Origin of the sequence: Azospirillum sp. (assembly GCF_035627195.1) — a bacterium.
GTDB lineage: Bacteria > Pseudomonadota > Alphaproteobacteria > Azospirillales > Azospirillaceae > Azospirillum.
In genome coordinates this window covers 1-24,739 of record NZ_DASPMG010000403.1, presented here as the reverse complement: position 1 = coordinate 24,739, position 24,739 = coordinate 1, and the positions used below count along the sequence as shown (strand labels likewise).

Genomic DNA, 24,739 nt, shown 5'->3' with positions numbered 1-24,739 from the left:
CTGAAAGCATCTAAGCGGGAAACCCACCTCTAAACCAGACCTCCCCGAGAGCCGTGGTAGACCACCACGTCGATAGGCCGGGTGTGGACGGGCGGCAACGCCTGAAGCTTACCGGTACTAATCACTCGATCGGCTTGATCTGTGCGTGCATGGGCCGCGCGCAGCAGCAAGCCCGCTCAAAACCAACCGCCGCAAGAACCTCGTCGCTTTCACATCTCGATCGGCCGCGTGCGCGCCTGGATGACCTGGTGGTCATGGCGAAGGCCCCAACACCCGATCCCATCCCGAACTCGGCCGTGAAATCCTTCAGCGCCCATGGTACTGCGTCTTAAGACGTGGGAGAGTAGGTCGCCGCCAGGTCTTCCAGCCGCGCATGCCCCCGATCGAGAAAACAAACCCTCCTCACAGACCTCCCCCCCAACACGCAAACGCCTTGCCGGTCCCCCCAAATCAAGGGCGCTGGGAACAGGCGCGTTTTCGCGTGCGCCGCTTTCCAGGCGGGCGGCGGTTGCCGTGTTTGTGCAACCCTCGATCATCAAAGCCGCAACCTCCCGATCCCGCGTGCCCGGAAGGGTTCTCTCCTCCTCCGAGGTGGAGGCGGAGGTCGCTGGCGTTTCTGCACCCGCACCTCTGGCCCGTCCATCTCTGGCCGCCCCATCTCTGGCCCGCCCATCTCTGGCCGCCCCATCTCTGGCCGCCCCATAGCTGGCCGAATGTCGGGCTGGACATGGCCGGATTGCGACGGCAACCCTTCATTGCGCATAAAATGACAATTCGCGCTTTGATAGGGTGAAGGGATAAAGCCATGGCGGCAGACGCGGTGGGAACGCCGGTGATCGGCGGTACCGGGGATGAGACGTTGAGTGGCGGCGGCGGCGATGACGTCGTGAACGGCGGTGACGGAAACGACATCGAGGATGGCGACGCGGGCAACGACGCGCTGAGCGGCGCTTCGGGTGACGACACCCTGTTCGGCGGCCTCGGCGGCGACCTGCTGATTGGCGGCGATGGCGCCGACATCCTGTCCGGTGGTCTGGGGGCCGACACGCTGGTCGGCGGCGACGATGATGACGAGGACTGCTTCTGCAACGTCAGCATCGAGGACATGATCGTCGACTACAAGCCGAACGACACCATCAAGACCACCGTGACCGTGAGCCGGGTTGAGGTGGACAGCTTCGACGGCGTCACCGCGCTGAGCTTCTTCAACGGTGATGAGTGGGTGGACGGCGTCTTCCTGGTCGGCGACTTCGACGGGACCTTCACGCCCGTGTTCAGCGCGGACGGGACGGCCACCATCCGCTACACGCCGCGCAATGCCGGCGGATCAGGGGGCGGATCGGGAGGCGGAACCGACGGTTCCGATCCGGTCACGATCAGCACCGCCACGCAGACCATCGGCGGGCGCACCATCACCGTCACGACCACCTCCGGCGGCGGCGAGGCCACGAGGATCGCCGTCCTCGTGCCCCCGGAAGCCGGGGCGGGTGCCGGCTCCACGCTGGTGTCCCTGCTGCCGGGCGTGACCGACTCCGGGACCCTCACCATAGCGGTGCCGGCGGCCCACCGCGTCACGGCAACCGGCACGGAGCGGCCGCAGAGCGGCGGCGGGGCCCGTTCCGCCCTGTTGGCGCAGGCCATGGCCATTGCCGGCGATGCCGCGACCGCGACCACGCTGGGGCAGGCGGCCGACGGCTTCCTCGATCGCCTTGGCGCCACCGGCCTGACGGTCCGAACGGTGTCGGTTACTGCCGGCGGGGAGTCCGGGCCGGTGCTCGCCTTTGCAGGCAGCGGCGCTTCGGCCCGGGCCCTGGTCGTCGACGTCCGCACGCAGGCGTCGGCACCGGTTCTGCAGATCGACGGCGTCGACTTCGTGGCCGTAGCCGGTGCCGCCACGCTGACCGGCGGGGCTGGCGACAACGTCTGGAGCGGCGACGCGATGGTCCAGAGCATGGCCCTGGGCGCCGGGAACGACACGGCGTTCGGCGGTGCCGGCGGTGACGTGCTGTACGGCAACACCGGCGTGGACGCGCTGTACGGCAACCAGGGGGCCGATACGCTGTATGGCGGCCAGGGCGGGGATATCCTGTTCGGCGGCCAGGGCAACGACGTGCTCGTCGGCAACCTGGGCGCCGACACGCTGTACGGCGGGCTGGGCGCCGACGTGTTCGAGGTCGGCAGCCCATCGGCGGCCGGCGACGTCATCGGTGATTTCGACGCCGGGGTGGACAGGATCGCGGTCGTCGGGCCGAATTTCGGTGCCATTCCGGTCGGCACGCTGTCGGCGCGGCACTTCGCGCTCGACCATCCGACCTCGGCCGATGCGCAGTTCGTGTTCGACACGCGCACCGGCGTGCTGTCCTTCGACGCCGACGGCAGCGGGGCAGGGGCGGGCGTGGCCGTCGCCACGCTGAACGTGCGGACGCTGAGCAGCGTGGACGTGCTGGTCCTCGCTCCGGGCGGCTGAGGGGCGGACGCGGCATCAACCCGAACACTCTCCGCGCGAATGTTCTCCGGCACCGGGGCCACCCGCAAGTGGCAGGAGTGGCGACACAGAAGGGCTATGCGCCTTGACCCATACGATCCCTGGGCCACGGTCGATGCAGGTGCAACACGTGGGAGAGAGTGATATGGGCCGATTGTTTTTCGTGCTGGCGCTTGGCTTGAGCGTTGCCGCCTGCGGTCAGATGGGAGGCGGAAGCAACAGCGGCATGTCGGGCGCCAGCAGCGGCGGGGCCACGGGCCCGGCCGCCAGCAGCAGCGGCGCCGGGGTGTCGGGCGGGGCCGGCAGCGAGAGCGGCATGGGCGGTCGCGGCGGTGGTCCTGGTGGTGCGGGCTCCGGCGGCGCCGGATCCGGTGGGGCCGGTGGCGGGAGCGGCGGCCGTTAGGGCCGGGGGCCGTTTCCGGGGTCTCGGGTTTGCGTGCGCTGCAACATGGGCATTGCGTGCGGCGCCGATCGGACGGAAGATCGGCGCCGCATCCCGGCGTTGACCCACGCATCCCAAAGGAAGGTTCGGATGGCCGGTTACGACAACGCTCAAGGCCCGGAAGGGCTTGTCATCAGCCTGATCGAGACGGCGGCGAAGGCGCTGGACGACATGTCCGACGCGGCGGGAGAGATCGCGCCGGACATCGGCGACCTCACCGACTCCCTTGTCGACGCGCAACGCGTGGCCGACCGCGCGGCGCAGGACCTGCGGCGTATCGCCAAGAAGGTGGCCGCCCGCCGCGCCGCGGCCTGACGATGGACGCACCCGGGCAGGGCGGGCCGAGGCGCCGGCCTGCTCGGGGCGCTCCCCGCCCTGATCAGTCGCAGGCGCGTTCGTGGATGTCCTCGTACACCAGCGGGCTGTCGACGATGGCCAAGCCCTCCGCGACACGGTCGCGGGTGTAGGCGCGGAAATCCTCGGCCGCGGCGCGTTCGGCGCGGGTGCGGCAATCGGCGTCGGCGACCTGGGGCGGTGGCGCGGCGCCGGAGCAGCCGGCCAGCAGGGCGGCGAGTGCGACGAGGATGGGCAGGCGGCACATGGCGTCCTCCGCGGGATCCGGCGCGTTCCCAACCTCAACGCGGCAGACCCGCCGAAGGTTTCCCGCCGAAGGTTTCCCGGCGAAGGTTTCCCGGCCTACTGGCGGCCGATCAGCGTTCCCATCAGGCGGGTGCGGATGGCGGCAACGGCGCATTCCAGCGGGCGGTCGGCCTCCGGCTTGGCGGGCACTCCGGCGACGTCGGGGCACAGTTCGTCCATCTTCCAGGCCCGCGGGTTGGGCGGCGGCGGCGCATGCGGGTCGCAGGCGGCGGGATCGGCGTGCATCTCCTCCGGCGGCGGGCCGCCGTTGGTGACCGGCATGGCCGGCTTGATCTCCAGGTTCGGCGTGACGCCGAAGCAGTCCACCAGCGCCCCCGACGGGCGGAAGTAGCGTGCCGTGGTCAGCCGGATGCCGACGTCGCCGGACAGCGACGATATGGTCTGCACCGACCCCTTGCCGTAGCTGCGCGCCCCGAACAGCAGCGCCCGGCTGTGGTCCTGCAGGGCGCCGGCGACGATCTCCGACGCCGAGGCGGAGCCGCTGTTGACCAGCACGACCAGCGGCAGACCCGCCATCAGGTCGCCCGGCGTGCCGGAGTAGCGGCGGTTTTCGTCCGGGTCGCGGCCACGCACGGAGACGATGTCCACCGCCTCCAGGAACCGGTCGGCGACGTTGACCGCTTGGTCGAGCAGGCCGCCGGGGTTGTTGCGCAGGTCCAGCACCGCGCCGGCCAGCCGGCCGCCGGCCTGCCGGCGCAGGTCCTCCACCGCCTCGTCCAGCGCGTGCGCGGTCTGCTGGTTGAAGGTGGCGATGCGGATGAAGGCGACGTCGCCTTCCAGGCGGTAGCGCACCGGCTGGATCTTGACGATGGCGCGGGTCAGCGCCACGCGGAACGGGTTCTGGCCGCTGGCGCGCTGCAGCGTCAGCGCCACCGAGGTGCCGACGGGGCCGCGCATGCGGGCCACGGCGTCGCGCAGGTTCAGCCCCTTGACCGGGTGCTCGTCGATGCGGGCGATCAGGTCGCCGGTGCGCAGGCCGGCGCGCGCGGCGGGCGAGCCGTCGATGGGCGAGACGACGCGGACCAGCCCGCTCTCCTCGTCCATCGTCACTTCGATGCCCAGGCCGCCGAACTCGCCCTGCGTCTGTTCGCGCATGTAGCGGAAATGCTCGGAATCGAGGAAGCTGGAATAGGGGTCGAGGCCGCTCAGCATCGTGTCCAGCGCCGCTTCGGTGAGGGCACGGTCGTTGGACTGAGGGTCTTCCTTCTTCTTCTTGTGCAGCCCGGTGAGCGCCTTGTCGACCAGCACCTGCGGGTCCATCGGCTTCACGTATTCCGCCAGCACCCGGCGCATCACGTCGGCGAACAGCACGTAGTTGCGGTCGCCCGTGGAGGGCAGGGTTCCGCTGCTGCGCACCTTGGCGAATTCATGGCGGTAGCGGTCGAGCGCTGCGCCGATGTCGGCGCGGCCGGCCGGCGCCACCGCGCAGGCGGTGCCCGTGGCCACCAACAGCAGCAACAGCGCCACCAGCAGTCTCGCCATCCTGCGCCCCTCTCGACCCGCCGGCTCGGCCGGCACAAGCAAATTCATACGACGCCACTATATCAGCGTTTCGCCATTCCACGGCTTGCGCGCGATCAAACGCGCCGCGCTGGAGGGGCGGTCTCCGTACAGCACGTTAGCATGCCGCACACCCGATCTCAATTTGGCGCGGGCCGCGCTCGCGCCCGGCCCCGGGCCATGTCCTGGAACTCCATATCCTGGAACTCCTTGTCCCGGAACTCCGGCCCGCAACGAAGATGGGGATGGAACGCCGGTTTGCCTGCCCGCATTGGTGGATTTCTGACGAAAGAACAATCGGGACTATCCATCGGGGCGGCATCAGCAGATGCGCGGCAGCTGTTCGCCCGACAGCCAGTCGACGATGCGCTTGCCGCCGAAACGCGTCTCCATCTGCACGAAGTGGTGCGGATCCTCGTGCACCGTGCCGACCATCGCGGCGTCACGCCCCAGCGGATGCGCGCGCATGGCGTCCAGCAGGCGCTGCGCGTCTTCGGCGGCGCAGATGGCGATGAGCTTGCCTTCGTTGGCGACGTAGAGGGGATCGAGGCCGAGCAGCTCGCACGCCGCCGCCACCTCGCCGCGCACGGGGATGTCGGCCTCGCGCAGCAGCATGCCGACGCGCGACTGGTGCGCGATCTCGTTGAGCGTGGTGGCGAGGCCGCCGCGAGTCGGGTCGCGCAGCACATGCACGTCCGGCACCGCCGCCACCATGCCGGCGACCAGCCCGTGCAGCGACGCCGCGTCGGAGACGATGGCGGTTTCGAAGCTCAGGTTCTCGCGGGTCGACATGATGGCCACGCCGTGGTCGCCCATGGTGCCGCTGACCAGGATGACGTCGCCGGGGCGAGCCCGGTCGCCCGACGGCGCCACGCCCGGCGGCACGACGCCGAAGCCGGTGGTGGTGATGAACACGCCGTCGCCCTTGCCGCGCTCCACCACCTTGGTGTCGCCGGTCACGATGGACACGCCGGCCTCGCGCGCGGCGACCGCCATGCTGTGGACGATGCGCTGGAGGTCGGCCAGCGGGAACCCCTCCTCCAGGATGAAGCCGGCGGTGAGGTAGAGCGGCTTGGCACCGGCCATCGCCACGTCGTTGACGGTGCCGTGCACGGCCAGCGCGCCGATGTCGCCGCCGGGGAAGAACAGCGGCGAGACGACGAAGCCGTCGGTCGTCACCACCATGCGCCCGGCCGGCACGTCGAAGGCCGCCTGGTCGTTGCCCTGGTCGAGCAGCGGGTTGGAGAAGGCTGCGGCGAACAGCTCGCGCACGAGCTGGGCCATCGCCTTGCCGCCGGATCCGTGGCTCATGTCCACGGCGCCGTTGGCGAGGTCGAGCTTGCGGGTGAACAGGCGGCCGGTGGTCATGGCGGGATGCACGCTTTATCGAAGTGGGGAGAGGGAAAGGGGCGGGAGTGTATCACCCGGCCGGCGGATCGTCAGGTACGCGGTCCTGCGCGCCGTGCCAGATGCGCAGGATTTCGATGCTTCCAGGGTGATCGGGCGTGTCTTCCCTGGTTCGATAGACGATTACGAAGGGATGAACACCGGGAAGTTCGCGCGTGCCTGGCTCCGCGCCGGCCCGACCGATCCGTGGATGTTCGTGCAGAATGCGGGTGGCCCGGCGCAGGCGACCGACGATGTCTTGGGCAGCCGACGCTCCACGGGTGCGGAGCGTGTAGGCGCGGATATCCGCAAGAGCGTGGATGGCCTCAGGAGTCCAGCCGACCCGCCGCACGCCCGGTTTCAGCCGGCAGTGCGCCGGGCCTTCGGCACCGGCATCGAAAGCTCGTTCTCACTGCCCCAGGAATCGACCCAGGCCCACACGTCCTCGTCATCGACCAGAAGCCCGGCGTCGGCCGACGCGACTCCCTCCTGGACGGCCTTCAGGAAAGCCTCCTTGTCACCGTAGACGGGGTCCCATTCGGCGGGACGCTCGGGCTGTGGCCGCAGCTTGGTCATGGCAGAAAGGCTATCACGCGGCCGGAGCACCGGCAACGGCATCCCCCGATTGCGTCATGCCGGCCTCGGCCAGCAGCGCCAGCGTGCGTTCGGCCTCGGCGGGGTCGAGCTTGTTGATGGCGTAGCCGACGTGGACGATCACGTAGTCGTCGATGGCCACGTCCTCGACCAGGGCCAGGGAGATGGTGGTCTTCACCCCGCCCAGGTTGACGGTGGCGCGGTCGTCGTCCAGCAGTTCGACGACGCGGGCGGGCACGGCGAGACACATCGGTACCTTCCTCCCTGGCTCACAAATCTAACTCAAACAAACCGGGCTCAAACTTTGCGCGGCGACCCAGGCCTGCCCCAGGCTCAGGCCGCCGTCGTTGGCCGGAGCCTGACGTGGCAGCAGCGCCGCGACGCCGCGTTCCGCGAACCCCGCCGCCAGCCCCTCCGCCAGCACGGCGTTCATCAGGCAGCCGCCGGACAGCGCGATGCGGCCGAAACCATGGCGCTCCAGCACCGGCATCGCCCAATCCACCAGCGCCGCCACCAGCGTGCCATGGAACAGGTCGGCACCGTCCGCCGCATTGATCTGCAACAGTCTTTCAAGCAGTGGTGCCAGGTCAAGCACACCGCCTTCGATGCGCCTGCCCTCCACCCGCCATGCGCCGTCCGCCGCGCGCGGCGCGCGGACCAGCGATTCCAGCGCCATCGGCGCCTCGCCCTCGAACCCGGCGACGGCGCGCACGCCCAGCAACCCGCAAGCCGCGTCGAACCAGCGCCCGCACGACGAGGTGAGGGGCGCGTTCACGCCGTTCTCGATCATCCGCCGCACACCGTCCGCCGGTCCGTGCGCGGCGAAGCGGGCGGCGATCTCCGACGACCGTCCCAGGCGCACCAGCGCCGCCGCCGCCATGCGCCAGGGCTGGCGCGCCGCCGCGTCGCCGCCGGGCTGGGCCAGCGGGGCGAGGTGGCCCAGGCGCTCGAACCGGGCGCCGTCCACGTACAGCATCTCCCCGCCCCAGGCGCCGCCGTCGGCGCCCAGGCCGAAGCCGTCGAGCGCGAGGCCGACCGCCGGCCCCTCGATGCCGTGTTCGGCCAGCACGGCGGCGACGTGCGCGTGGTGGTGCTGCACGGGAATGGCGGGCAGGCCCAGCTGTTCGGCAAGCCGCTCGGCGAAGCGGGTGGATTGGAAGTCGGGGTGCAGGTCGTGCGCGACGGCGACCGGCGTCACCTCCAGGATGTGCAGCAGGTGTTCGGCCGCCTCCTCCAGGAAGCCGACGGTGGCGGCGTTGTCCAGGTCGCCGACGTGCTGCGACAGGAATGCCTCGGCGCCGCGGGCGACGCAGACGGTGTTCTTCAGGTGCCCGCCCACCGCCAGCAGCGGCGGCACGGCGGCGGCCAAGCGGATCGGGTCCGGCACGCTGCCGCGCCCGCGGCGCAGGTAGGCGGGTGCTCCGGCCACCACCCGCATCACCGAATCGTCGGCGCGCACGAGGATGTCGCGGTCATGGTCCACGATCAGGTCGGCGATGCCGGCAAGGCGGCGGTGCGCCTCGCCGTTGCCGATGGCCAGAGGCTCGCCGCCGGGGTTGGCGGAGGTCATGACCAGGGTGAGGTCCTGCGGCTGGTCCAGCCACGCGGTGCCGTCCGGCCGCCCGGCGCCCTCGTGGAACAGCAGGTAGTGGATTGGCGTGTAGGGCAGCATCACGCCCAGCCACGCGAGGTCGGGCGCGATGTCCGGGGCGAGCACCGGCGCGTCGTCGCGCCGCCGCAGCAGCACGATCGGCCGCGCGGTGCCCTCCAGCAGCGCGCGCTCCTCCACCCCGACGTGCGCGAACCGCCGCGCGGAGGCGGTGTTGGCGACCATCAGGGCGAAGGGCTTGCCGTTGCGCTGCTTGACGCGGCGCAGGCGCGCGACCGCCCCGTGGTCGAAGGCGTCGCAGGCCAGATGGAAGCCGCCCAGCCCCTTGATGGCGACGATCTTCCCGGCCCTCAGCGCCGCCAGAACCTCCTCCACCGGGTGCGACAGGCGCGGGCCGCAGCCGGGGCAGGCGGTGGGCTGGGCGTGGAAGCGGCGGTCGCCGGGATCGTGGTATTCGCGCTCGCACTCCGGGCACAGCGGGAAGGCGGCCATGGACGTCTGCGGCCGGTCGTAGGGCAGGCGGCGGGTGATGGTGAAGCGCGGCCCGCAGTGCGTGCAGTTGAGGAACGGGTAGCGGTACCGGCGGTCGGCCGGGTCGAACAGCTCGCCCAGGCAGGCGGGGCAGATGGCGGCGTCGGCGGTGACGGCGGTGGTGACGGCGCGGCCGGTGTCGCTGGCGCGGATGGCGAAACCGGCCTCGCCGGCCAGGGGCGCCACCGCTTCCACCTCCACCGCGTCGATGCGGGCGAGCGGCGGCGGTTCGGCCTTCAGCGCCGCGAGGAAGCCAGCGGTGTCCGGCCCTTGCGCCTCCAGCAGCACGCCCTCGCCGTCGTTCAGCACCCAGCCGGACAGGCCGTGCCGGCGCGCCAGCGCGTGCACGGTGGGGCGGAAGCCCACCCCCTGCACCCGGCCGCGCACACGCACGCGGACGCGCTGCGGGACGGCCGTCATGCCCGCCGTCTGGCCTTCGCCAGCCCGGCGTCGATCCAGGTGTACCACGCGTCCAGGCCCTGGCCGGTGGTGGAGGAGACCTGCATCACCTCCAGCCCGGGCTTGAGCTGGCGGGCGTAGCCGATCATCCGCTCCACGTCGAAGGTCAGGTGCGGCAGCAGGTCGACCTTGGTGACCAGCAGCAGGTCGGCGGCGGCGAACATATTGGGGTACTTCAGCGGCTTGTCCTCGCCCTCCGTCACCGACAGGACGACGACCTTGCGCGCCTCGCCCAGGTCGAAGCCGGCGGGGCAGACGAGGTTGCCGACGTTCTCGATGAACAGCACGCTGTCGTCGGCCACGCCCAGGCCGCCCACCGCCTGGGTGATCATCTGGGCGTCCAGGTGGCAGCCCTTGCCGGTGTTGATCTGGATGGCGCGCGCACCGGTGGCGCGGATGCGGTCGGCGTCGAAGGAGGTCTGCTGGTCGCCCTCGATCACCGCCACGGGGAAGCGGCCCTTCAGGTCGGTCAGCGTGCGCGCCAGCAGCGTCGTCTTGCCCGAACCGGGGCTGGACATGAGGTTCAGGACGAACACCCCTTTGGCGGCGAAGAGCTGGCGGTTGACGGCGGCGAAGCTGTCGTTCTTGGCCAGGATGTCCTGCTCGATCCGCACCAGCCGCGTCTGGCTCATGCCCGGTACCGAGGCGCCGGCGGCGCCGTGGCCGTAGTGCAGCGTGCCCCCGCCGTGGTCGTGCCCGTGGTCATGCCCATGCCCATGGTCGTGGACATGCGCTTGCGCGTGGCTGTGGCCGGCATGGTCGTGCGTGTGGCGGATCACCGTGCCGTCGGGCAGCACGTGCTCGTGCTCATGGTGATGGACATGGCCCTCGTCCCGGCCTTGCCCCTGGCCCTCGATCCTGGTTTCGCCGTCGCCGCAGCCGCAGACCGTGCACATCACTCCACCTCCAGTTCCTTGATCCGCATCTGCTCGCCGTCGGTGAGGACCCATTGGTGCCCGCCGCACTCCGGGCAGGGGGCGTAACGTTCGGCAATCTCCACCGTTTTCGCGCACGCCGTGCAGAAGGCCTGTCCGGGCGGCCGCTCGATCTCCAGCCGTGCCCCTTCGGCCGGCGTGCCGCGGCTGACGACGTCGAAGCCGAACTCTATCGCCTCCGGCTCCACGTGCGATAGGCGGCCGATGACGAGGCGCACGGTTCTCACCGTGCGGAAGCCCTGCGCCTCCGCCTGTTCGCGGATCACGTCGACGATGCCCTGGCTGAGCGCCATCTCGTGCATGCCGGTCAGAGCCCCATCTGCGGCCGGTAGCCGTCGGCCAGCGCCGCGACGATGGAGGGCGGCGTCAGCAGCGCGAAGCCCGCCGCGTCCGCCAGCGGGCCGGCGTCGGCGTAGCCGTCGGGTGACCAGCGGTGCAGCCGGCCTCCGGCCGCCAGGAAGGCATCCACGCCACGCGCCACGAACGCGCCATCCGGCAGGTTCGCCGGCAGCGGGTGCAGACGGCGGGCGCGGGTGGCGGGATCGATCCGCTCGGTGTGCAGGCGGGCGTCCAGCTCCGGCGCACGGGGTGGGGCATCGAGGCCGTTGCCGCGCGCCCAGTGGGCGCGGAAGCGGGTGAAATCGGCACGGCGGCACTCGGCGCAGGGGCGGTGCCCGGCGGCCAGCGCCGTGGCCTCGTCCAGGAAGAACAGCTCCGTGTACAGCCCCGGCTGCATCAGCGGGCGGCGGCGCCCCTTGAAGGACAGAAGGCAGCAGATCCAGGCCCGCGTGGTCCAGTTGCGGCGGATGGCGCCGTGCTCGTCGTGCAGGCAGCCACGGTTGCCCATCCAGGCGCCGCGTGCGGGAACGGCGACCGCTTCGCCGAACGGGGTGACGCGGTTGCGGCGCGGCATGGCCTAGGCCTCCTCCACCGTGACGGCGGCGCGCACGCAGGGATCCAGCGCCGCCACCAGCAGCGCCGCCCGGCCGGCCAAGTCGCCTCCGGCCGGATCGACACCGGCCAGGGCGCTGGTGAGGCCGCGCGCCAGCGGCCCGTCGGCGGCAAAGTTCCACTCGGTCGGCGCCACGGTGCGGTAGTCGGCCATCCGTCCGTCGGCGATGCGCACCCAATGCGCCAGCCGGCCGCGCGCCGTTTCCACCGCTCCGGCCCCGGTGCCGCGGTCGCCCCGTGCCGGTGCCGGGCCGGCGGGTTCCAGCCGGTCCAGCAGCGCCGCCATGCGGTCCGGCAAGCCGGCCAGTTCGACCAGCCGGGCGGCGAAGTGCGCGGCAAGCCCGGCACCGGACCGTGTGACCAGCGCCGCCACCAGCGGGTGGTCCGCGGTGCGCGCCAGCGGCCCGGTGAGGGCCGGGGCGCCGTCCCGGTGCGGACGGGCGGAGAAGCCGGGATCGGCCGCCAGCCGCTCGGCGAACCAGGAGGGCGGCAGGTCGGGCAGGGCGGCGACGTCGCAGCCGCCGAACCCCGCGAGGTCCGGCGTCAGGACCTTCGCCAGCAGCCGGGCGGTGGGCGTGGCGCCGTCGGCAGCCCAGGCGGCGAAATCGTTTGGTGTTTCAAGGGCCGGCGCGCCGCCGAAGACAGCGTGGCCGATCCCGGCGCGCAGGCGGTCGATCGCGGCGGCGAGGGCCGCCGTATCGGGACGCAGCGTGCCGCCGCCGGGGGTGATGGCATCGCGCTGCGGATACAGGGCAGGCACCAGCGCCGACACGGCCGCGCGCAACGGGGCGAGGTCCTGCGGGCGCGGTGCCTCGCCCAGCAGGCGCGGCCAGTCCATGCAGGCCTGCCACGCGTGGCTGCCCGCCGTCTCGCCCAGCACCAGCAGCGTGCGGGCCGCCCGGTGGGGAGCGTCGGGTGCCGCGCCGAGCGCCGCCTCGCACGCCTCCACCGCCGCCACGCCCTGGCCCATGCCGCAGACGCTGTAGAGCAGCGGCAAGAGGCGCAGCGCCTCTGCCACCGTGCGGCCTGCCAGCGCCCCGGCCGCTGAGGTCGGGCGCTGCACGGCGACCCGCGCGGCGCGCACGGTGCCGCCCGCCACCGTCAGGTGGACGGTCACCGCGCCCTCGATCCCGGCGGTCATGCTCATGCCCGGTAGCCCCTCTCAGGCCGGCCATTCTGATGGAACCGGGGCAGGCTACACTGATGTGCATCAAGGCCGCACCACCCGATCGGGCAGGTGCGAATACGGAAACGGCGCCCCGAAGGGCGCCGTCGCGTTGGGGATGCGGGCCGTTCAGCCGCGCCGGACGATGGACAGGAAGCCGTTCACCTCGTTGCCCAGCTTCTGCGATTCGCCGAGCAGCGCCTTGGCGGCGGCCAGCAGTTCCTCCGCGCTGGCGCCGGTGCTCTGGGCTTGGCGGGAGACCTCGCCGATGCTGCCGGTGACCGAACGCGTGCCGGTGGAGGCCTGCTGCACGTTGCGGGCGATCTCGCTGGTCGCGGCCCCCTGCTGCTCCACCGCGGCGGCGACCGTGGTGGTGATCTCGCTGATGCGGCGGATGGTGTCGACGATGGCGGAGATGGCGCCCACCGCGCGCTGCGTCTCGCCCTGGATGGCGCCGACCTGGTTCTGGATGTCCTCGGTCGCCTTGGCGGTCTGGTTGGCGAGGTTCTTCACCTCCTGCGCCACGACGGCAAAGCCCTTGCCGGCCTCGCCCGCGCGCGCCGCCTCGATGGTGGCGTTCAGCGCCAGCAGGTTGGTCTGGCTGGCGATGTCGTTGATCAGGTTCACCACGTCGCCGATCTTCTGCGCGGCGTCGGCCAGGCCCTGCACGGTGGTGTTCGTCTCCTGCGCCTCGCTGACGGCGCGGTCGGCGACCTGCGTCGCCTCGCCCACGTGGCGGCTGATCTCGCCGATGGAGGCCGACAGCTCCTCGGCCGCCGCCGCCACCGTCTCGACGTTGGCGGAGGCCTGCTCGGACGCGGCGGACACGGTGGTCACCGCGGCCTGCGTCTCCTCGGCGTTGCGCGACAGCCGCTCGGCGTTGCCGCGCATGCGGTTGGCGGATTCGGTGACGGCGCGCACCACCACGTCGATGTTGCCGGCGAAGCTCTGCGTCGCGCGGTCGATCTCCGCGCGACGGCGGGCCTGCTCGGCCTCGCCCTCGCGCTGGCGGCGGTCCAGCTCGTCCGCGTGGCCGAGGGAGTCCTTGAAATGGGCGACGGCGCGGGCGATGTCGCCGATCTCGTCCGTGCGGTCGGTGTCGTTGACGGTGACCGCGAAGTCCTTGCGCGACAGCGCCCCCATCACGTCGACGAGGCCGTGCAGGGCGCGCAGCTGCGACTTGACGTAGTAGAAGGTCAGCACGACCAGGGCGATGCCGATCAGCGTGGCGATCATGGCGATGCGCCAGCCCAGCGCGGTGACCATCTCATAGAACTCGCCCTTCGGCATGCCGACGGCGATGGTGCCGATGGTCTTGCCGGCGGTGTCCTTCAGCGGCACGTAGCTGAGGATGTACAGCACGTCGCGCACCATCGCCTCGCCCACATACGCTTGGCCGCGGCCGATCACCTGCTGGGAGACGGCCTCCGAGATCCTCGAGCCGATGGGGCGGCTGCCGTCGGGGTTCTTCAGCGTGGTGGCGATGCGCTCGTCGCCGCGGGTCATGGTGACCGTCAGGCCGTTCAGCGCGCCGCTGACCTTGTCGACCACGTCGAAGGAGCCTTCGACCACGCGGCTGCCGACCGCCAGCTTGCCGTTGATCAGCGAATAGGGTTCGTTCAGCGGGTTCAGCACCGCCAGGGCGACCTTCATGTTGGTCTCCTGCCGGGCAATCTCCAGCTCCTTCAGTTCGTTGGACACGAAGTAGAGCGCCATGACGACGATGGCCGAACAGCTGACGATCGTGCCGACGATGTTGAGGACGACGAGCTTCTGGTTGAAGCTCAGCCGGCTGAACAGGCCCCCCATGCGCAAAACTCCCACGTGCGTGACCGCTTCGGTCTATTGCCGTAAGCGAAAGAATTGTGCGCGGGAAGGTAGCAGTTTTAAGCGATGGTGCGCAACAAGCGGAGGGAGCGCCTTTCGTCGCGCCCACCGCGTCGTAATGCGCAACGCTTCCCATCGGAAAGTTGATCTGGCACCATCGGGGCACTCGAATAACGGGTGCAGGGTGTCGTCATGAGTTCCTGGGTGTGGGGTCCGTATTTTCAGTTCCCGAGCGGGAACGTGTCGCAGAACGGCTGGCTCGACCATCTGTCGTGGTTCAGCCCGACCATCAATGTGGGTGCATCCGCCGATCCGCAACTGGAGGTGCGCATCACCCGCGAGCTCGGGTCGTATGGCCGGCAGCTCGGCACCATCCTGGACGCGGTGGAGGTGCTGCGCCGCCATGCCAACCTGGACACCGCCGCGCTGCCGCCGGAAGACCGGGCGAAACTGGAAAAGCTCGACCGCCTGCACGCCGCCGTCGACTGCATGAAGGAAAACGCCCGGACATAGCGGCACCCACCCGGCGCCCTGCCCGGAGTGGCTCTTGCGCGCCATCGGGGACGTTCGTTAGCATACGGCAACAATAACGCCGGCAAGGGGAGCGGCGCGGGGTGGCGGAACCGGTGGCCCAGGGCGCGGAATCGGCGGAGGAGCGCATCCTGCGGCTGGAGCGCCGCGTGGCCGAGCTGGAGGCGGAACGGGCCGCCGCCGCAGCGTCCCTGGCCGACCTGCGCGCCAGCAAGGCGCGCCTGCGCGACCGCGAGGAGCTGCTGACCCTGGTCATGCGCGGCCCCAACGACGGGCTGTGGGACTGGAACCCGGTCACCAAGGCGCTGTTCCTGTCCGCCCGCCTCCTGTCGATCATCGGCTTCGACAGCGACACGCTGCACACCAACACGCACGAATGGCTGAAGATCGTCCATCCCGACGACCGCGCCGGCTATGAGGCCAAGGTGGCCGAGCACCTCAAGGGCCTGACCGACCAGTTCGAGGCGGAGTACCGGGTGGCCGGCCCCGACGGCGCCTATCGCTGGGTGCTGTCGCGCGGGCTGGCGTTGCGCGGGCCGGACGGGCGGGCCTATCGCATGGCGGGCTCCATCGCCGACATCACCGACATCAAGCGCCGGGAGGGCGAGCTGCGCGCCAGCGAAGCGCGCTTCCGTTCCCTCATCCAGACGGCGGGCAGCATCATCCTGGTGCTGGACGCCGACGGCATGGTGGTGGAAGCCAACCGCGAGGCGGAACGCGCGTTCGGCGGCTGGCCCGTCGGCCAATCATGGCGGGAGCTGATCGACGAGCCGCCGGACGGCTCCTTCGCCTACCAGCTCACCGTCGCCAAGGCCGGGCGGGAGATCCGCAACTTCGAGCACGCGGGGCACGACCCGGCCGGGGCCGAGCGCGTCATCCTGTGGAACATGAACCGCCTGCCGGAGGCCGGGGGCGACGGCGCCGCCGTCATCTGCGTCGGCCAGGACATCACCCGCCGCAAGCGGATGGAGCGCGCGCTGCGCCAGGCGCACGACGAGCTGGAGATGCGCGTCGAGGAGCGCACGCTCGACATGCTGCGCGCCAAGGAACAGGCGGAACTGGCCAACCGCGCCAAGTCGGAGTTCCTGGCGAACATGAGCCACGAGCTGCGCACGCCCCTGAACGCCATCATCGGCTTCGCCTCGATGATGGAGAGCCAGCTGGTCGGCCCGCTGGGCAATCCCAAGTACCAGGAATACGCGCGGGTCATCGTCAAGTCGTCGGGGCACCTGCTGGCCGTCATCAACGACATCCTCGACGTCGCCAAGATCGAGGCCGGCAAGTTCGAGATCCACGCCCAGCCCATGGACATGCGCGACGCGGTCGAAAGCTCGGTCATGCTGATCCGCGAGCGCGCCTTCGACGGCGGCATCGACCTGCAGGCGGAGGTCGCCGACGACACGCCGCCGGTGCTGGCCGACGGCGTGCGGGTCAAGCAGATCCTGCTCAACCTGCTGTCCAACGCCGTCAAGTTCACGCCCGAGGGCGGGCGCGTGCGGCTGAGCGTCCGTCCCGCCGACGCCGCGCGCGTGCTGGCCGAGGTGAGCGACACCGGCATCGGCATGAGTGCGGAGGGAATCGAGCTGGCCATGCAGCCCTTCGGGCAGGTGGACAGCCATCTGTCGCGCCGGGCCGGCGGCACCGGCCTGGGGCTGCCGCTGGTGCGCTCCTTCGTCGACCTGCACGGCGGGGACATGGAGATCGAAAGCGCGGAGGGGCAGGGGACCACCGTGCGCGTCTACCTGCCCGTGGCGGCGGACGCGGCCTGACCTGCACCGCGACAGCGCACGGCCGACAGCGCACGGTTGACAGGGAGGGGCGAAGCGGGTGTCCTGTCGCCCCAATCCCCGGCAACAGCCCCCGGCACCAGACCCCATCATGCGCCTGTCGATCGCCGCTTCGCTCCTCGCCACCCTCATGGCGCTGCCGTTCTCCGCGCACGCCCAGGCCCCCGGCTACGATTGCGCCCGCCCCGCCTCGCGCGCCGACAAGGCGCTGTGCGACGACCCGGCGCTGGCCAGCCTCGACCGGATGGTGACGCGGGCCTACACGCTGGCCCGCGAGAACCGGCCGGGCGAGGCGGACGCGCTGCGGGCGGAGCACTGGCGCTGGCAGGCCGGGCGCGACGGGCTGCTGAAGGACCCCACCGACGTCAAGCCGCTGTTCCGCGCCTACGATTCCTGGCTGCGCATGCTGATCGTCAAGGCCGGCCCGCGCGCCACCCAGGCGGCCCTGGCTGCCGCACGGCCCATCGACCCGCTGACGGAGTCCGGCGCCCAGGCGGAGGAGGCGGCGGCCTTCGTCGCCTACGTGGCGACCACGCAGCAGCCCGACCCCAACCCGCCGCCCGAGGCGCCGGACGAGTTCCTGTCCACCTACGAGCGCTACGCCGGCTTCACCTTCATCGGGGCGCTGGCCGACGGGCGCATGGTGGCGATGGTGCCGACCGACTGCTTCGCCTACCAGTGCGCGGCCGCGCCCTACCTGCTCGATCCCAAGGCGGGGAGGATCACCCGCGCCGCGGTCGACGTGCTGGACAAGGCCGGCGCGCTGAAGTCCGATCCGCACGCCACGCCGCTGGGCATCCCGTCGGTCGCCGGCAACCAGATCGAGGTGTTCGAGCAGGCGCGCGGCAGCGGCGACTGCGGCAACCGCTGGACCTACCGCGCCGACGCCGCGGCGCTGCGCCTCGTCAAGCGCATCGCCAAGCCGGCCTGCGACGGCAAGGACTGGGCGCCGAACACCACGGTGACGAAGACGTACCGGTAGCCCGCCCGCGCGATTGACCGCCTCCGCCGCACTCGCCACCTTAGGTCAAGGCAGACGGGGAGGGCGGCGATGACGGGCGGCCGGCAGGAACTCATGCGGCGGATCGACCAGGCGCTGGGACGCGCCCGGGCCGATCTGGTCATCAAGGACACGCGCTTCCTCAACGTCGCCACCGGCGAGATCGCCGAAGGCGACATCGCCATCTGCGGCGACCGCATCGTCGGCACCTACGAGTCCTACGACGGCGTGCGGGAGATCGACGGGCGGGGCCTGACCGTCGTTCCCGGCTTCATCGACACGCACGTGCACTGCGAGTCCACCTGCGTCACGCCGTTCGAGTTCGACCGCTGCGTCCTGCCGCGCGGCACCACCACCGCCATCTGCGACCCGCACGAGATCTGCAACGTTCTGGGCGAACGCGGGCTGACCTATTTCCTGGAGAGTGCCGGGCGCATGGCTCTGGACCTGCGCGTCCAGCTGTCCTCCTGCGTCCCCGCCACCGACCTGGAAACATCGGGCGCGCGGCTGGAGGCGGACGACCTCGTCCGCTACCGCGACCATCCGCACGTGCTGGGTCTGGCCGAGTTCATGAACTTCCCCGGCGTCTTCGCCAAGCTGCCGGCGGTGCTGGACAAGCTGGCCGCCTTCCAGGACCGGCACATCGACGGGCACGCCCCGCTGGTGCGCGGGCGGGAGCTGAACGCCTACCTGTCGTGCGGCGTGCGCAACTGCCACGAGACCACCAGCGCCGACGAGGCGTGGGAGAAGCTGCGCAAGGGCATGCAGGTGCTGATCCGTGACGGGTCCGTGTCCAAGGACGTGCACGCGCTGGCCGGGGTGATCGGGCCGGAGACCTCGCCCTTCCTCGGCTTCTGCACCGACGACCGCAACCCCCTCGACATCGCCGAGGAGGGGCACATGGACCACCTGATCCGCGCGGCCATCAAGCTGGGCGCGCCGGTGGCGCACGTCTACCGCGCGGCGACGTGGTCGGCGGCGCGCGGCTTCGGGCTGTTCGACCGCGGTCTGGTGGCGCCGGGCCAGCGCGCCGACCTCGTCCTGCTCGACGACCTGGAGGACTGCGCGGTCAACACCGTCATCAAGGGCGGTGCCGTGGTGAGCGCCGAGACGTTCGCGGGGCGGGGGCCGGTCGATCCGGTGGGGCTGGACTCGGTGCGCCTGGATCCCGTGCGGGTGGAGGACTTCCGCGTGCCGGAGGGGCCGTCGGCGCGGCCGGTCATCGGCGTGCTGCCCGGCAAGATCATCACCGAGCGCCTGACGCTGGAGGTGCCGCAACGCCGTGGCGAGGCGGTGGCCGACCCGGACCGCGACATCCTGAAGGTCTGCGTCTTCGCCCGGCACGGCAGCAACCGCAACGTCGGCCGCGGCTTCGTGCGCGGCTTCGGCTTCGCCGAGGGCGCCATCGCCTCCTCGGTCGGGCACGACAGCCACAACGTGTGCGTGGTCGGCGCCTCGGACGCCGACATGGCGATCGCCGTCAACCGCCTGATCGAGCTTCAGGGCGGCTTCGTGGCGGTGCGCAACGGCCACGTCATCGGCGAGATCGCGCTGCCGCTGGCCGGCCTGATGAGCCTGAACCCCTTCGAGACGGTGGAACGCGAGTTGAAGGACCTGCGCGCCTCCGTGCGCGCCATGGGCTGCCCACTGGCCGAGCCGTTCCTGCAGCTGGCCTTCCTGCCGCTGCCGGTGATCCCGCACCTGAAGATCACCGACATGGGGCTGGTGGACGTCGACCGGTTCGAGCTGGTGGACGCGTAAAGAGCGGCCTTCTTACGCCAAGAGCTTGCCGTGCCAGACGCGCAGGATCGATACGGTGTCGGTGCCGACCTCATAGACGATCACGTAGGGCGCCGCCGCCAGCAATTCCCTCGTGCCTGGGATGCGCCCGCGCCGGCCCCGCAGCGGAAGCGCGGAAAGGCTGTCGCCAACGGTGAAAAGAGTGATGGCAAGTTCGCGTGCAGCGATCGGATTGACCTCCGCGAGGTAGCCGACATGAGCTTCCACGTCGCGGAGCGCCGGCGTTTTCCAAACGACCTTCACGGCAGGGGGGGTGGCGCCTTCTTGCCCTGCGCAAGGTCGAGCAACCACTCCCGCACGCGCTCGTGCGGGACAGAGTCGGCAGACCGGGCTTCCTCAACCGCGGCGCGTAGCCGCGTGATTTCCGGATCCTCGCTGTCGTCGGCTATGCGTTGCGCTTGGCTCATGGGCTTAACATGGCATCCGGTTGCGGCATTGTCGAGCGCAGCGCCTACTCCACCCCCACCCTACGCCCCTGGTTGAACAGGTACGGCACGAAGCTGCGGTGGTGTTCGTCCACCGACAGCTGGCTGCCGATGGGCGGGAAGGCGCGTTGCTGGCAGTCCATGCGCTCGCAGATGCGGCAGTTCACGCCGATGGGCACCGCCGCCTCCTCGTTGTGGATGTCGATGCCGGCGGAATAGACGACCTCGTTGGCGTAGCTCGCCTCGCAGCCCAGGCCGACGGCGAACTGGCGCGACGGGCGCAGGTAGGCGCCGCCGCGCTTGGTCACCGTGCGGGCGATGCCGATGTAGGTGGTGCGGTCGGGCATGCGGGCGAACTGCACCAGGATCTTGCCGGGCTGCGCGAAGGCCTCGTGCACGTTCCACAGGGGGCAGGCGCCGCCGAAACGGGCGAAGTGGAAGCGGGTGGCGGAGTGGCGCTTGGTGATGTTGCCGGCGATGTCCACCCGCACGAAGTAGAAGGGCACGCCGCGCGCCCCCGGCCGCTGCAGCGTGGACAGCCGGTGGCAGACCTGCTCGAAGCTGGCGCCGAAGCGGCTTTGCAACTCCTCTACGTCGTGGCGCAGCGCGCGGGCCTGCGCGGCGAAGGCGCGGTAGGGCATGACCAGCGCGCCGGCGAAGTAGTTGGCGAGCCCCACGCGGCAGATCGACTTGGCGTCCTCGCTGGAGAAATTCGCCTGCGCCACCAGATCCTCGATGATGTCGCCGTGGCCCAGCAGCGCGATCTGGTGCGCCATGTGGAAGGCGCGCGACGGGCCGTTCAGCAGCGCCGACAGGCGCAGCGTGCCGGTGCTCTCGTCATAGCTGCGCATGGCCGTCTCGTCGGCGCCGGGATCGGCGACGATCTTCACGCGCACGTCGTGCCGGCGCTTCAGGTACGCCGCCAGTTCGTTCAGCACGGCGCCGGAGTGGATCTTCTCCCGGTCCCACAGCAGCTCCGCCGCCTCGTCCAGCGGGCCCACGTAGTTGTTGCAGTAGTGGAAGTAGTCGCGCACCTCCTCGTACGGGAACTGCGCGCCGGTCAGGTCGCCGGCCTGGTCCTGGTTCGACAGGCTGTCGGCCAGCCCTTGCACCCGTTCCGTCAGCTTCTGGTAGGCCTGGTGCAGGCCCAGCAGGCGCCGCGCCAGCTCCGGCGAGGCGTTCACCACGCTGCGCAGCTCCGCCGTGGTCGGCGGCGGGCCGGTGAACAGCGGGTCGGCCAAGGCCTCCTTGAGGTCGGAGACGAGGCGCGCCTCCTCGTCCTCGATGAAGTTGGTCAGCTCCACTTCGAACACGGAGCTGACCTTCAGCAGCACCGCCAAGGTCAGCGGGCGCTGGTTGTTCTCCAACTGGTTCAGGTAGGAGGGCGACAGGTCGAGCGCCTTGGCCAGCGCGGCCTGGGTCAGCCCGCGCTGCTCGCGCAGGCGGCGGAGCTTGTAGCCGAGGAAGAGTTTCTTCTGCATGGTGTCGGGTGCATTGTGTCGGGGCGCGCCGGGGGTGTCGGGTCTTCGCAAACTTTGCAACACACTATCGGCGCGGGCGAAGGAATTTGCAAGTTCGCACGTTTTCTGTGACGGCTGGATTGCCCCTTTGCAAAGTTTGTGAATAATCGCGGCATTCCTGGGCGCATAGGACCGCCCGTTCCGGCGGTGCCGGAACCTCGTTCACAGTGGGAAATGCCCGATGCAAGAGATTCTGGCCAAGTTGGAAGCGATGCGCGCCGGCGCGCGTCTGGGGGGCGGCGAGAAGCGCATCGCCTCGCAGCACGCCAAGGGCAAGCTGACCGCGCGCGAGCGCATCGAACTGTTCCTCGACGAAGGCTCCTTCGAGGAGTGGGACATGTTCGTCGAGCACCGCTGCAACGACTTCGGCATGGAAGGCCAGAAGGTTCCCGGTGACGGCGTCGTCACCGGCTACGGCACGGTGAACGGCCGCCTCGTCTTCGTGTTCAGCCAGGACTTCACGGTGTTCGGCGGCTCGCTGTCCGAGGCGCACGCCGAGAAGATCTGCAAGATGATGGACCAGGCCATGAAGGTCGGCGCGCCCGTCATCGGCCTGAACGATTCGGGCGGTGCGCGCATCCAGGAAGGTGTGGCGTCGCTGGGCGGCTATGCCGAGGTGTTCCAGCGCAACGTGGTGGCCTCGGGCGTCATCCCGCAGATCTCGCTGATCATGGGCCCGTGCGCCGGCGGTGCGGTGTACTCGCCGGCCATGACCGACTTCATCTTCATGGTGAAGGACAGCTCCTACATGTTCGTGACCGGCCCGGACGTGGTGAAGACGGTCACGCACGAGGTGGTCACGGCCGAGGAGCTGGGCGGTGCGATCACGCACACCAGCAAGTCGGGCGTCGCCGACCTCGCCTTCGAGAACGACGTGGAGGCGCTTTTGCAGCTGCGCCGCTTCGTCGATTTCCTGCCGGCCTCCAACAAGGAGCAGCCGCCGGAGCGTCCGTGCACCGACCCGCTGGACCGTGACGATGCCTCGCTCGACACGCTGGTGCCGGAGAACCCGAACAAGCCCTACGACATGAAGGAACTGATCCTGAAGGTCGTGGACGAGGGCGACTTCTTCGAGCTGCAGCCCGACTTCGCCAAGAACATCATCATCGGCTTCGGCCGCATGAACGGCTCGACCGTCGGCTTCGTCGCCAACCAGCCGATGGTCCTGGCCGGCTGCCTGGACATCGAGTCGTCGAAGAAGGCCGCGCGCTTCGTGCGCTTCTGCGACGCCTTCAACATCCCGATCGTCACCTTCGTCGACGTCCCCGGCTTCATGCCCGGCACCTCGCAGGAGTACGGCGGCATCATCAAGCACGGTGCAAAGCTGCTGTTCGCCTACGCCGAAGCGACCGTGCCGAAGGTCACCGTCATCACCCGCAAGGCCTACGGCGGTGCCTACGACGTGATGGCCTCCAAGCACCTGCGCGGCGACGTGAACCTGGCGTGGCCGACGGCGGAGATCGCGGTGATGGGCCCGAAGGGCGCGGTGGAGATCATCTTCCGCTCCGACATCGGCGACCAGGCCAAGATCGAGGCGCGCACGGAAGAGTACCGGCAGAAGTTCGCCAACCCGTTCGTGGCCGCCTCGCGCGGTTACATCGACGACGTGGTCATGCCGCACGGCACCCGCCGCCGGATCTGCAAGGCGCTCGCCATGCTCAAGAACAAGAGCCTGCAGAACCCCTGGCGCAAGCACGACAACATCCCGCTCTGAGGGTGACGCACATGTTTTCCAAGATCCTCATCGCCAACCGTGGCGAGATCGCCTGCCGCGTCATCCGCACCGCCCGCCGCATGGGCATCAAGACGGTCGCGGTCTATTCCGACGCGGACAAGAACGCCCTGCACGTCGAGATGGCCGACGAGGCCGTGCACATCGGCGCCGCCCCCTCGGCGCAGAGCTACCTGCAGATTGACCGCATCGTCGAGGCCTGCAAGAAGACCGGCGCCCAGGCCGTGCACCCCGGCTACGGCTTCCTGTCGGAAAAGCAGGAGTTCCAGAAGGCCCTGGCCGAGGCCGGCGTGACCTTCATCGGCCCGGACGCCCACGCCATCTACGCGATGGGCGACAAGATCGAGTCGAAGAAGCTGGCCAAGGAAGCCGGCGTCTCCACCGTGCCCGGCTACCTGGGCGTGATCGCCGACGACAGCGAGGCGGTGACCATCGCCCGCGACATCGGCTATCCGGTGATGATCAAGGCCTCGGCCGGCGGCGGCGGCAAGGGCATGCGCGTGGCCTGGAACGACGAGGAGGCGCGGGAAGGTTTCCGCTCCGCCCAGAACGAGGCGCGCAGCTCCTTCGCCGATGACCGCGTCTTCGTCGAGAAGTACATCCAGCAGCCGCGCCACATCGAAATCCAGGTGATGGCGGACGGCCACGGCAACGTGATCTACCTGGGCGAGCGCGAGTGCTCGATCCAGCGCCGCCACCAGAAGGTCATCGAGGAGGCCCCGTCGCCGTTCCTCGACGCCGCCACCCGTAAGGCCATGGGCGAGCAGGCCGTGGCGCTGGCCAGGGCGGTGAACTACAAGTCGGCCGGCACCGTCGAGTTCATCGTCGACGGCGAGCGCAACTTCTACTTCCTGGAGATGAACACCCGCCTCCAGGTGGAGCACCCGGTCACCGAGCTGATCACCGGCCTCGACCTCGTCGAGCTGATGATCCGCGTGGCGGCGGGCGAGAAGCTGCCGATCCGCCAGGAGGACGTGAAGCTGCACGGCTGGGCCATCGAGTCCCGCGTGTACGCCGAGGACCCGTTCCGCAACTTCCTGCCCTCGACCGGCGCCTCGTAGCGAACAAGGCGGCCGATGGAGGGGAGGAACTTGCGGTAGGGGTCTTCGGCGTAGATGCGGCTCTCGATGGCCCAGCCGTTGATCTTCAGGTCCTTCTGGGAGAACGCCAGTTTCTCGCCGTAGGCCGAGCGGATCATCTGCTCGACGAGATCGAGCCCGGTGATCAGCTCGGTGACCGGGTGCTCCACCTGCAGGCGGGTGTTCATTTCGAGGAAGTAGAAGCTGCGGTCGGCGCCGGCGATGAACTCGTCGGTGCCGGCGGACTTGTAGTTCACCGCCTTGGCCAGCGCCACGGCCTGCTCGCCCATGGCCTTGCGGGTGGCGGCGTCGAGGAACGGC

At 70.3% G+C, this 24,739-nt stretch carries 21 protein-coding genes, 2 rRNA genes and 2 pseudogenes; 10 read left to right on the top strand and 15 right to left on the bottom strand.

Annotated features, from left to right (window positions below; all coding sequences use genetic code 11):
- The 4 genes from VED21_RS34545 to VED21_RS34530 all read left to right on the top strand — a co-directional run.
- Positions 1–142, top strand: a 23S ribosomal RNA gene (locus VED21_RS34545); the annotation flags it as partial.
- 102 nt (positions 143–244) lie between these two features.
- Positions 245–360, top strand: a 5S ribosomal RNA gene (rrf, locus tag VED21_RS34540).
- A 445-nt stretch (positions 361–805) separates the two neighbouring features.
- A complete protein-coding gene (locus VED21_RS34535; protein ID WP_324890454.1) occupies positions 806–2,467 on the top strand; it encodes a hypothetical protein in 1,662 nt (553 codons plus the stop codon).
- A gap of 550 nt (positions 2,468–3,017) precedes the next feature.
- The gene (locus tag VED21_RS34530) at positions 3,018–3,242 is read left to right on the top strand and encodes a hypothetical protein (protein ID WP_324890453.1); all 225 of its coding nucleotides are present in this window, start codon (positions 3,018–3,020) and stop codon (positions 3,240–3,242) included.
- 64 nt (positions 3,243–3,306) lie between these two features.
- Here VED21_RS34530 and VED21_RS34525 read toward each other — a convergent pair whose 3' ends face one another.
- The 12 genes from VED21_RS34525 to VED21_RS34470 all read right to left on the bottom strand — a co-directional run bounded on the left by VED21_RS34525 (position 3,307) and on the right by VED21_RS34470 (position 14,526).
- Positions 3,307–3,528: a hypothetical protein gene (locus VED21_RS34525; protein WP_324890452.1), complete on the bottom strand. Its 222-nt coding sequence runs from the start codon at positions 3,526–3,528 to the stop codon at positions 3,307–3,309.
- A gap of 95 nt (positions 3,529–3,623) precedes the next feature.
- On the bottom strand, positions 3,624–5,069 hold the full coding sequence (locus VED21_RS34520) for a S41 family peptidase (protein WP_324890451.1): 1,446 nt from the start codon (positions 5,067–5,069) through the stop codon (positions 3,624–3,626).
- A gap of 339 nt (positions 5,070–5,408) precedes the next feature.
- Entirely contained in the window at positions 5,409–6,455 is a 1,047-nt protein-coding gene (gene hypE, locus VED21_RS34515; RefSeq protein WP_324890450.1) for a hydrogenase expression/formation protein HypE, read from the bottom strand.
- 52 nt (positions 6,456–6,507) lie between these two features.
- Positions 6,508–6,825, bottom strand: a complete 318-nt coding sequence (locus VED21_RS34510) for a type II toxin-antitoxin system RelE/ParE family toxin (protein WP_324890449.1) — start codon at positions 6,823–6,825, stop codon at positions 6,508–6,510.
- Between the two features lie 8 nt (positions 6,826–6,833).
- Positions 6,834–7,049, bottom strand: a complete 216-nt coding sequence (locus VED21_RS34505) for a hypothetical protein (protein WP_324890448.1) — start codon at positions 7,047–7,049, stop codon at positions 6,834–6,836.
- Between the two features lie 13 nt (positions 7,050–7,062).
- Positions 7,063–7,317, bottom strand: a complete 255-nt coding sequence (locus VED21_RS34500; protein ID WP_324890447.1) for a HypC/HybG/HupF family hydrogenase formation chaperone — start codon at positions 7,315–7,317, stop codon at positions 7,063–7,065.
- A 27-nt stretch (positions 7,318–7,344) separates the two neighbouring features.
- A complete protein-coding gene (hypF, locus tag VED21_RS34495; protein WP_324890446.1) occupies positions 7,345–9,627 on the bottom strand; it encodes a carbamoyltransferase HypF in 2,283 nt (760 codons plus the stop codon).
- Positions 9,624–10,562 carry a hydrogenase nickel incorporation protein HypB gene (hypB, locus tag VED21_RS34490; protein WP_324890445.1) on the bottom strand — a complete coding sequence of 313 codons (939 nt, stop codon included), beginning with the start codon at positions 10,560–10,562 and terminating at the stop codon, positions 9,624–9,626. The genes hypF and hypB overlap by 4 nt, the downstream gene beginning before the upstream one ends.
- Positions 10,562–10,903, bottom strand: a complete 342-nt coding sequence (hypA, locus tag VED21_RS34485) for a hydrogenase maturation nickel metallochaperone HypA (protein ID WP_324890444.1) — start codon at positions 10,901–10,903, stop codon at positions 10,562–10,564. Before hypA ends, hypB begins: the two co-directional genes overlap by 1 nt.
- Positions 10,904–10,908: 5 nt before the next feature.
- Complete coding sequence (locus tag VED21_RS34480; protein ID WP_324890443.1) at positions 10,909–11,514, bottom strand: hypothetical protein; 606 nt, start codon at positions 11,512–11,514, stop codon at positions 10,909–10,911.
- A gap of 3 nt (positions 11,515–11,517) precedes the next feature.
- Positions 11,518–12,699: a nickel-dependent hydrogenase large subunit gene (locus VED21_RS34475; protein ID WP_324890442.1), complete on the bottom strand. Its 1,182-nt coding sequence runs from the start codon at positions 12,697–12,699 to the stop codon at positions 11,518–11,520.
- A gap of 147 nt (positions 12,700–12,846) precedes the next feature.
- Positions 12,847–14,526, bottom strand: coding sequence for a methyl-accepting chemotaxis protein (locus VED21_RS34470; protein ID WP_324890441.1), 1,680 nt, complete (start codon positions 14,524–14,526; stop codon positions 12,847–12,849).
- A gap of 258 nt (positions 14,527–14,784) precedes the next feature.
- Between VED21_RS34470 and VED21_RS34465 the strand changes: the two genes are divergently transcribed.
- The 4 genes from VED21_RS34465 to ade all read left to right on the top strand — a co-directional run bounded on the left by VED21_RS34465 (position 14,785) and on the right by ade (position 19,623).
- Complete coding sequence (locus VED21_RS34465; protein WP_324890440.1) at positions 14,785–15,057, top strand: hypothetical protein; 273 nt, start codon at positions 14,785–14,787, stop codon at positions 15,055–15,057.
- A gap of 101 nt (positions 15,058–15,158) precedes the next feature.
- Positions 15,159–16,844, top strand: coding sequence for an ATP-binding protein (locus VED21_RS34460; protein ID WP_324890439.1), 1,686 nt, complete (start codon positions 15,159–15,161; stop codon positions 16,842–16,844).
- Between the two features lie 109 nt (positions 16,845–16,953).
- Positions 16,954–17,844, top strand: a complete 891-nt coding sequence (locus VED21_RS34455; protein WP_324890438.1) for a DUF1176 domain-containing protein — start codon at positions 16,954–16,956, stop codon at positions 17,842–17,844.
- A 69-nt stretch (positions 17,845–17,913) separates the two neighbouring features.
- Positions 17,914–19,623: an adenine deaminase gene (gene ade / locus VED21_RS34450; protein WP_324890437.1), complete on the top strand. Its 1,710-nt coding sequence runs from the start codon at positions 17,914–17,916 to the stop codon at positions 19,621–19,623.
- Between the two features lie 12 nt (positions 19,624–19,635).
- Here the strand turns inward: ade and VED21_RS34445 are convergent, their stop codons facing one another.
- Positions 19,636–19,905 carry a type II toxin-antitoxin system RelE/ParE family toxin gene (locus VED21_RS34445; RefSeq protein WP_324890436.1) on the bottom strand — a complete coding sequence of 90 codons (270 nt, stop codon included), beginning with the start codon at positions 19,903–19,905 and terminating at the stop codon, positions 19,636–19,638.
- 208 nt (positions 19,906–20,113) lie between these two features.
- Positions 20,114–21,568, bottom strand: a complete 1,455-nt coding sequence (locus VED21_RS34440) for a helix-turn-helix domain-containing protein (RefSeq protein WP_324890435.1) — start codon at positions 21,566–21,568, stop codon at positions 20,114–20,116.
- 220 nt (positions 21,569–21,788) lie between these two features.
- On the opposite strand from VED21_RS34440, the gene VED21_RS34435 reads away from it, so the two are divergent.
- Together VED21_RS34435 and VED21_RS34430 are read left to right on the top strand one after the other, a co-directional pair.
- Entirely contained in the window at positions 21,789–23,321 is a 1,533-nt protein-coding gene (locus tag VED21_RS34435; protein ID WP_324890434.1) for an acyl-CoA carboxylase subunit beta, read from the top strand.
- A gap of 11 nt (positions 23,322–23,332) precedes the next feature.
- Positions 23,333–24,391, top strand: a pseudogene (locus VED21_RS34430) (acetyl-CoA carboxylase biotin carboxylase subunit); the annotation flags it as partial.
- A 173-nt stretch (positions 24,392–24,564) separates the two neighbouring features.
- Here the strand turns inward: VED21_RS34430 and VED21_RS39060 are convergent.
- Positions 24,565–24,708: pseudogene (locus VED21_RS39060) on the bottom strand (hypothetical protein); the annotation flags it as partial.
- Positions 24,709–24,739 lie beyond the last annotated feature (31 nt).

Excerpts from the sequence above, each read along its gene's own strand:
- VED21_RS34525 (WP_324890452.1), bottom strand. The coding sequence starts at position 3,528 with ATGTGCCGCCTGCCCATCCTCGTCGCACTCGCCGCCCTGCTGGCCGGC.
- ade (WP_324890437.1), top strand. The coding sequence starts at position 17,914 with ATGACGGGCGGCCGGCAGGAACTCATGCGGCGGATCGACCAGGCGCTG.
- VED21_RS34470 (WP_324890441.1), bottom strand. The coding sequence starts at position 14,526 with ATGGGGGGCCTGTTCAGCCGGCTGAGCTTCAACCAGAAGCTCGTCGTC.
- VED21_RS34520 (WP_324890451.1), bottom strand. The coding sequence starts at position 5,069 with ATGGCGAGACTGCTGGTGGCGCTGTTGCTGCTGTTGGTGGCCACGGGC.
- hypB (WP_324890445.1), bottom strand. The coding sequence starts at position 10,562 with ATGTGCACGGTCTGCGGCTGCGGCGACGGCGAAACCAGGATCGAGGGC.
- hypA (WP_324890444.1), bottom strand. The coding sequence starts at position 10,903 with ATGCACGAGATGGCGCTCAGCCAGGGCATCGTCGACGTGATCCGCGAA.
- VED21_RS34505 (WP_324890448.1), bottom strand. The coding sequence starts at position 7,049 with ATGACCAAGCTGCGGCCACAGCCCGAGCGTCCCGCCGAATGGGACCCC.
- VED21_RS34435 (WP_324890434.1), top strand. The coding sequence starts at position 21,789 with ATGCAAGAGATTCTGGCCAAGTTGGAAGCGATGCGCGCCGGCGCGCGT.
- VED21_RS34535 (WP_324890454.1), top strand. The coding sequence starts at position 806 with ATGGCGGCAGACGCGGTGGGAACGCCGGTGATCGGCGGTACCGGGGAT.
- VED21_RS34480 (WP_324890443.1), bottom strand. The coding sequence starts at position 11,514 with ATGCCGCGCCGCAACCGCGTCACCCCGTTCGGCGAAGCGGTCGCCGTT.
- hypF (WP_324890446.1), bottom strand. The coding sequence starts at position 9,627 with ATGACGGCCGTCCCGCAGCGCGTCCGCGTGCGTGTGCGCGGCCGGGTG.
- VED21_RS34440 (WP_324890435.1), bottom strand. The coding sequence starts at position 21,568 with ATGCAGAAGAAACTCTTCCTCGGCTACAAGCTCCGCCGCCTGCGCGAG.
- VED21_RS34475 (WP_324890442.1), bottom strand. The coding sequence starts at position 12,699 with ATGAGCATGACCGCCGGGATCGAGGGCGCGGTGACCGTCCACCTGACG.
- VED21_RS34455 (WP_324890438.1), top strand. The coding sequence starts at position 16,954 with ATGCGCCTGTCGATCGCCGCTTCGCTCCTCGCCACCCTCATGGCGCTG.
- VED21_RS34530 (WP_324890453.1), top strand. The coding sequence starts at position 3,018 with ATGGCCGGTTACGACAACGCTCAAGGCCCGGAAGGGCTTGTCATCAGC.
- VED21_RS34500 (WP_324890447.1), bottom strand. The coding sequence starts at position 7,317 with ATGTGTCTCGCCGTGCCCGCCCGCGTCGTCGAACTGCTGGACGACGAC.
- hypE (WP_324890450.1), bottom strand. The coding sequence starts at position 6,455 with ATGACCACCGGCCGCCTGTTCACCCGCAAGCTCGACCTCGCCAACGGC.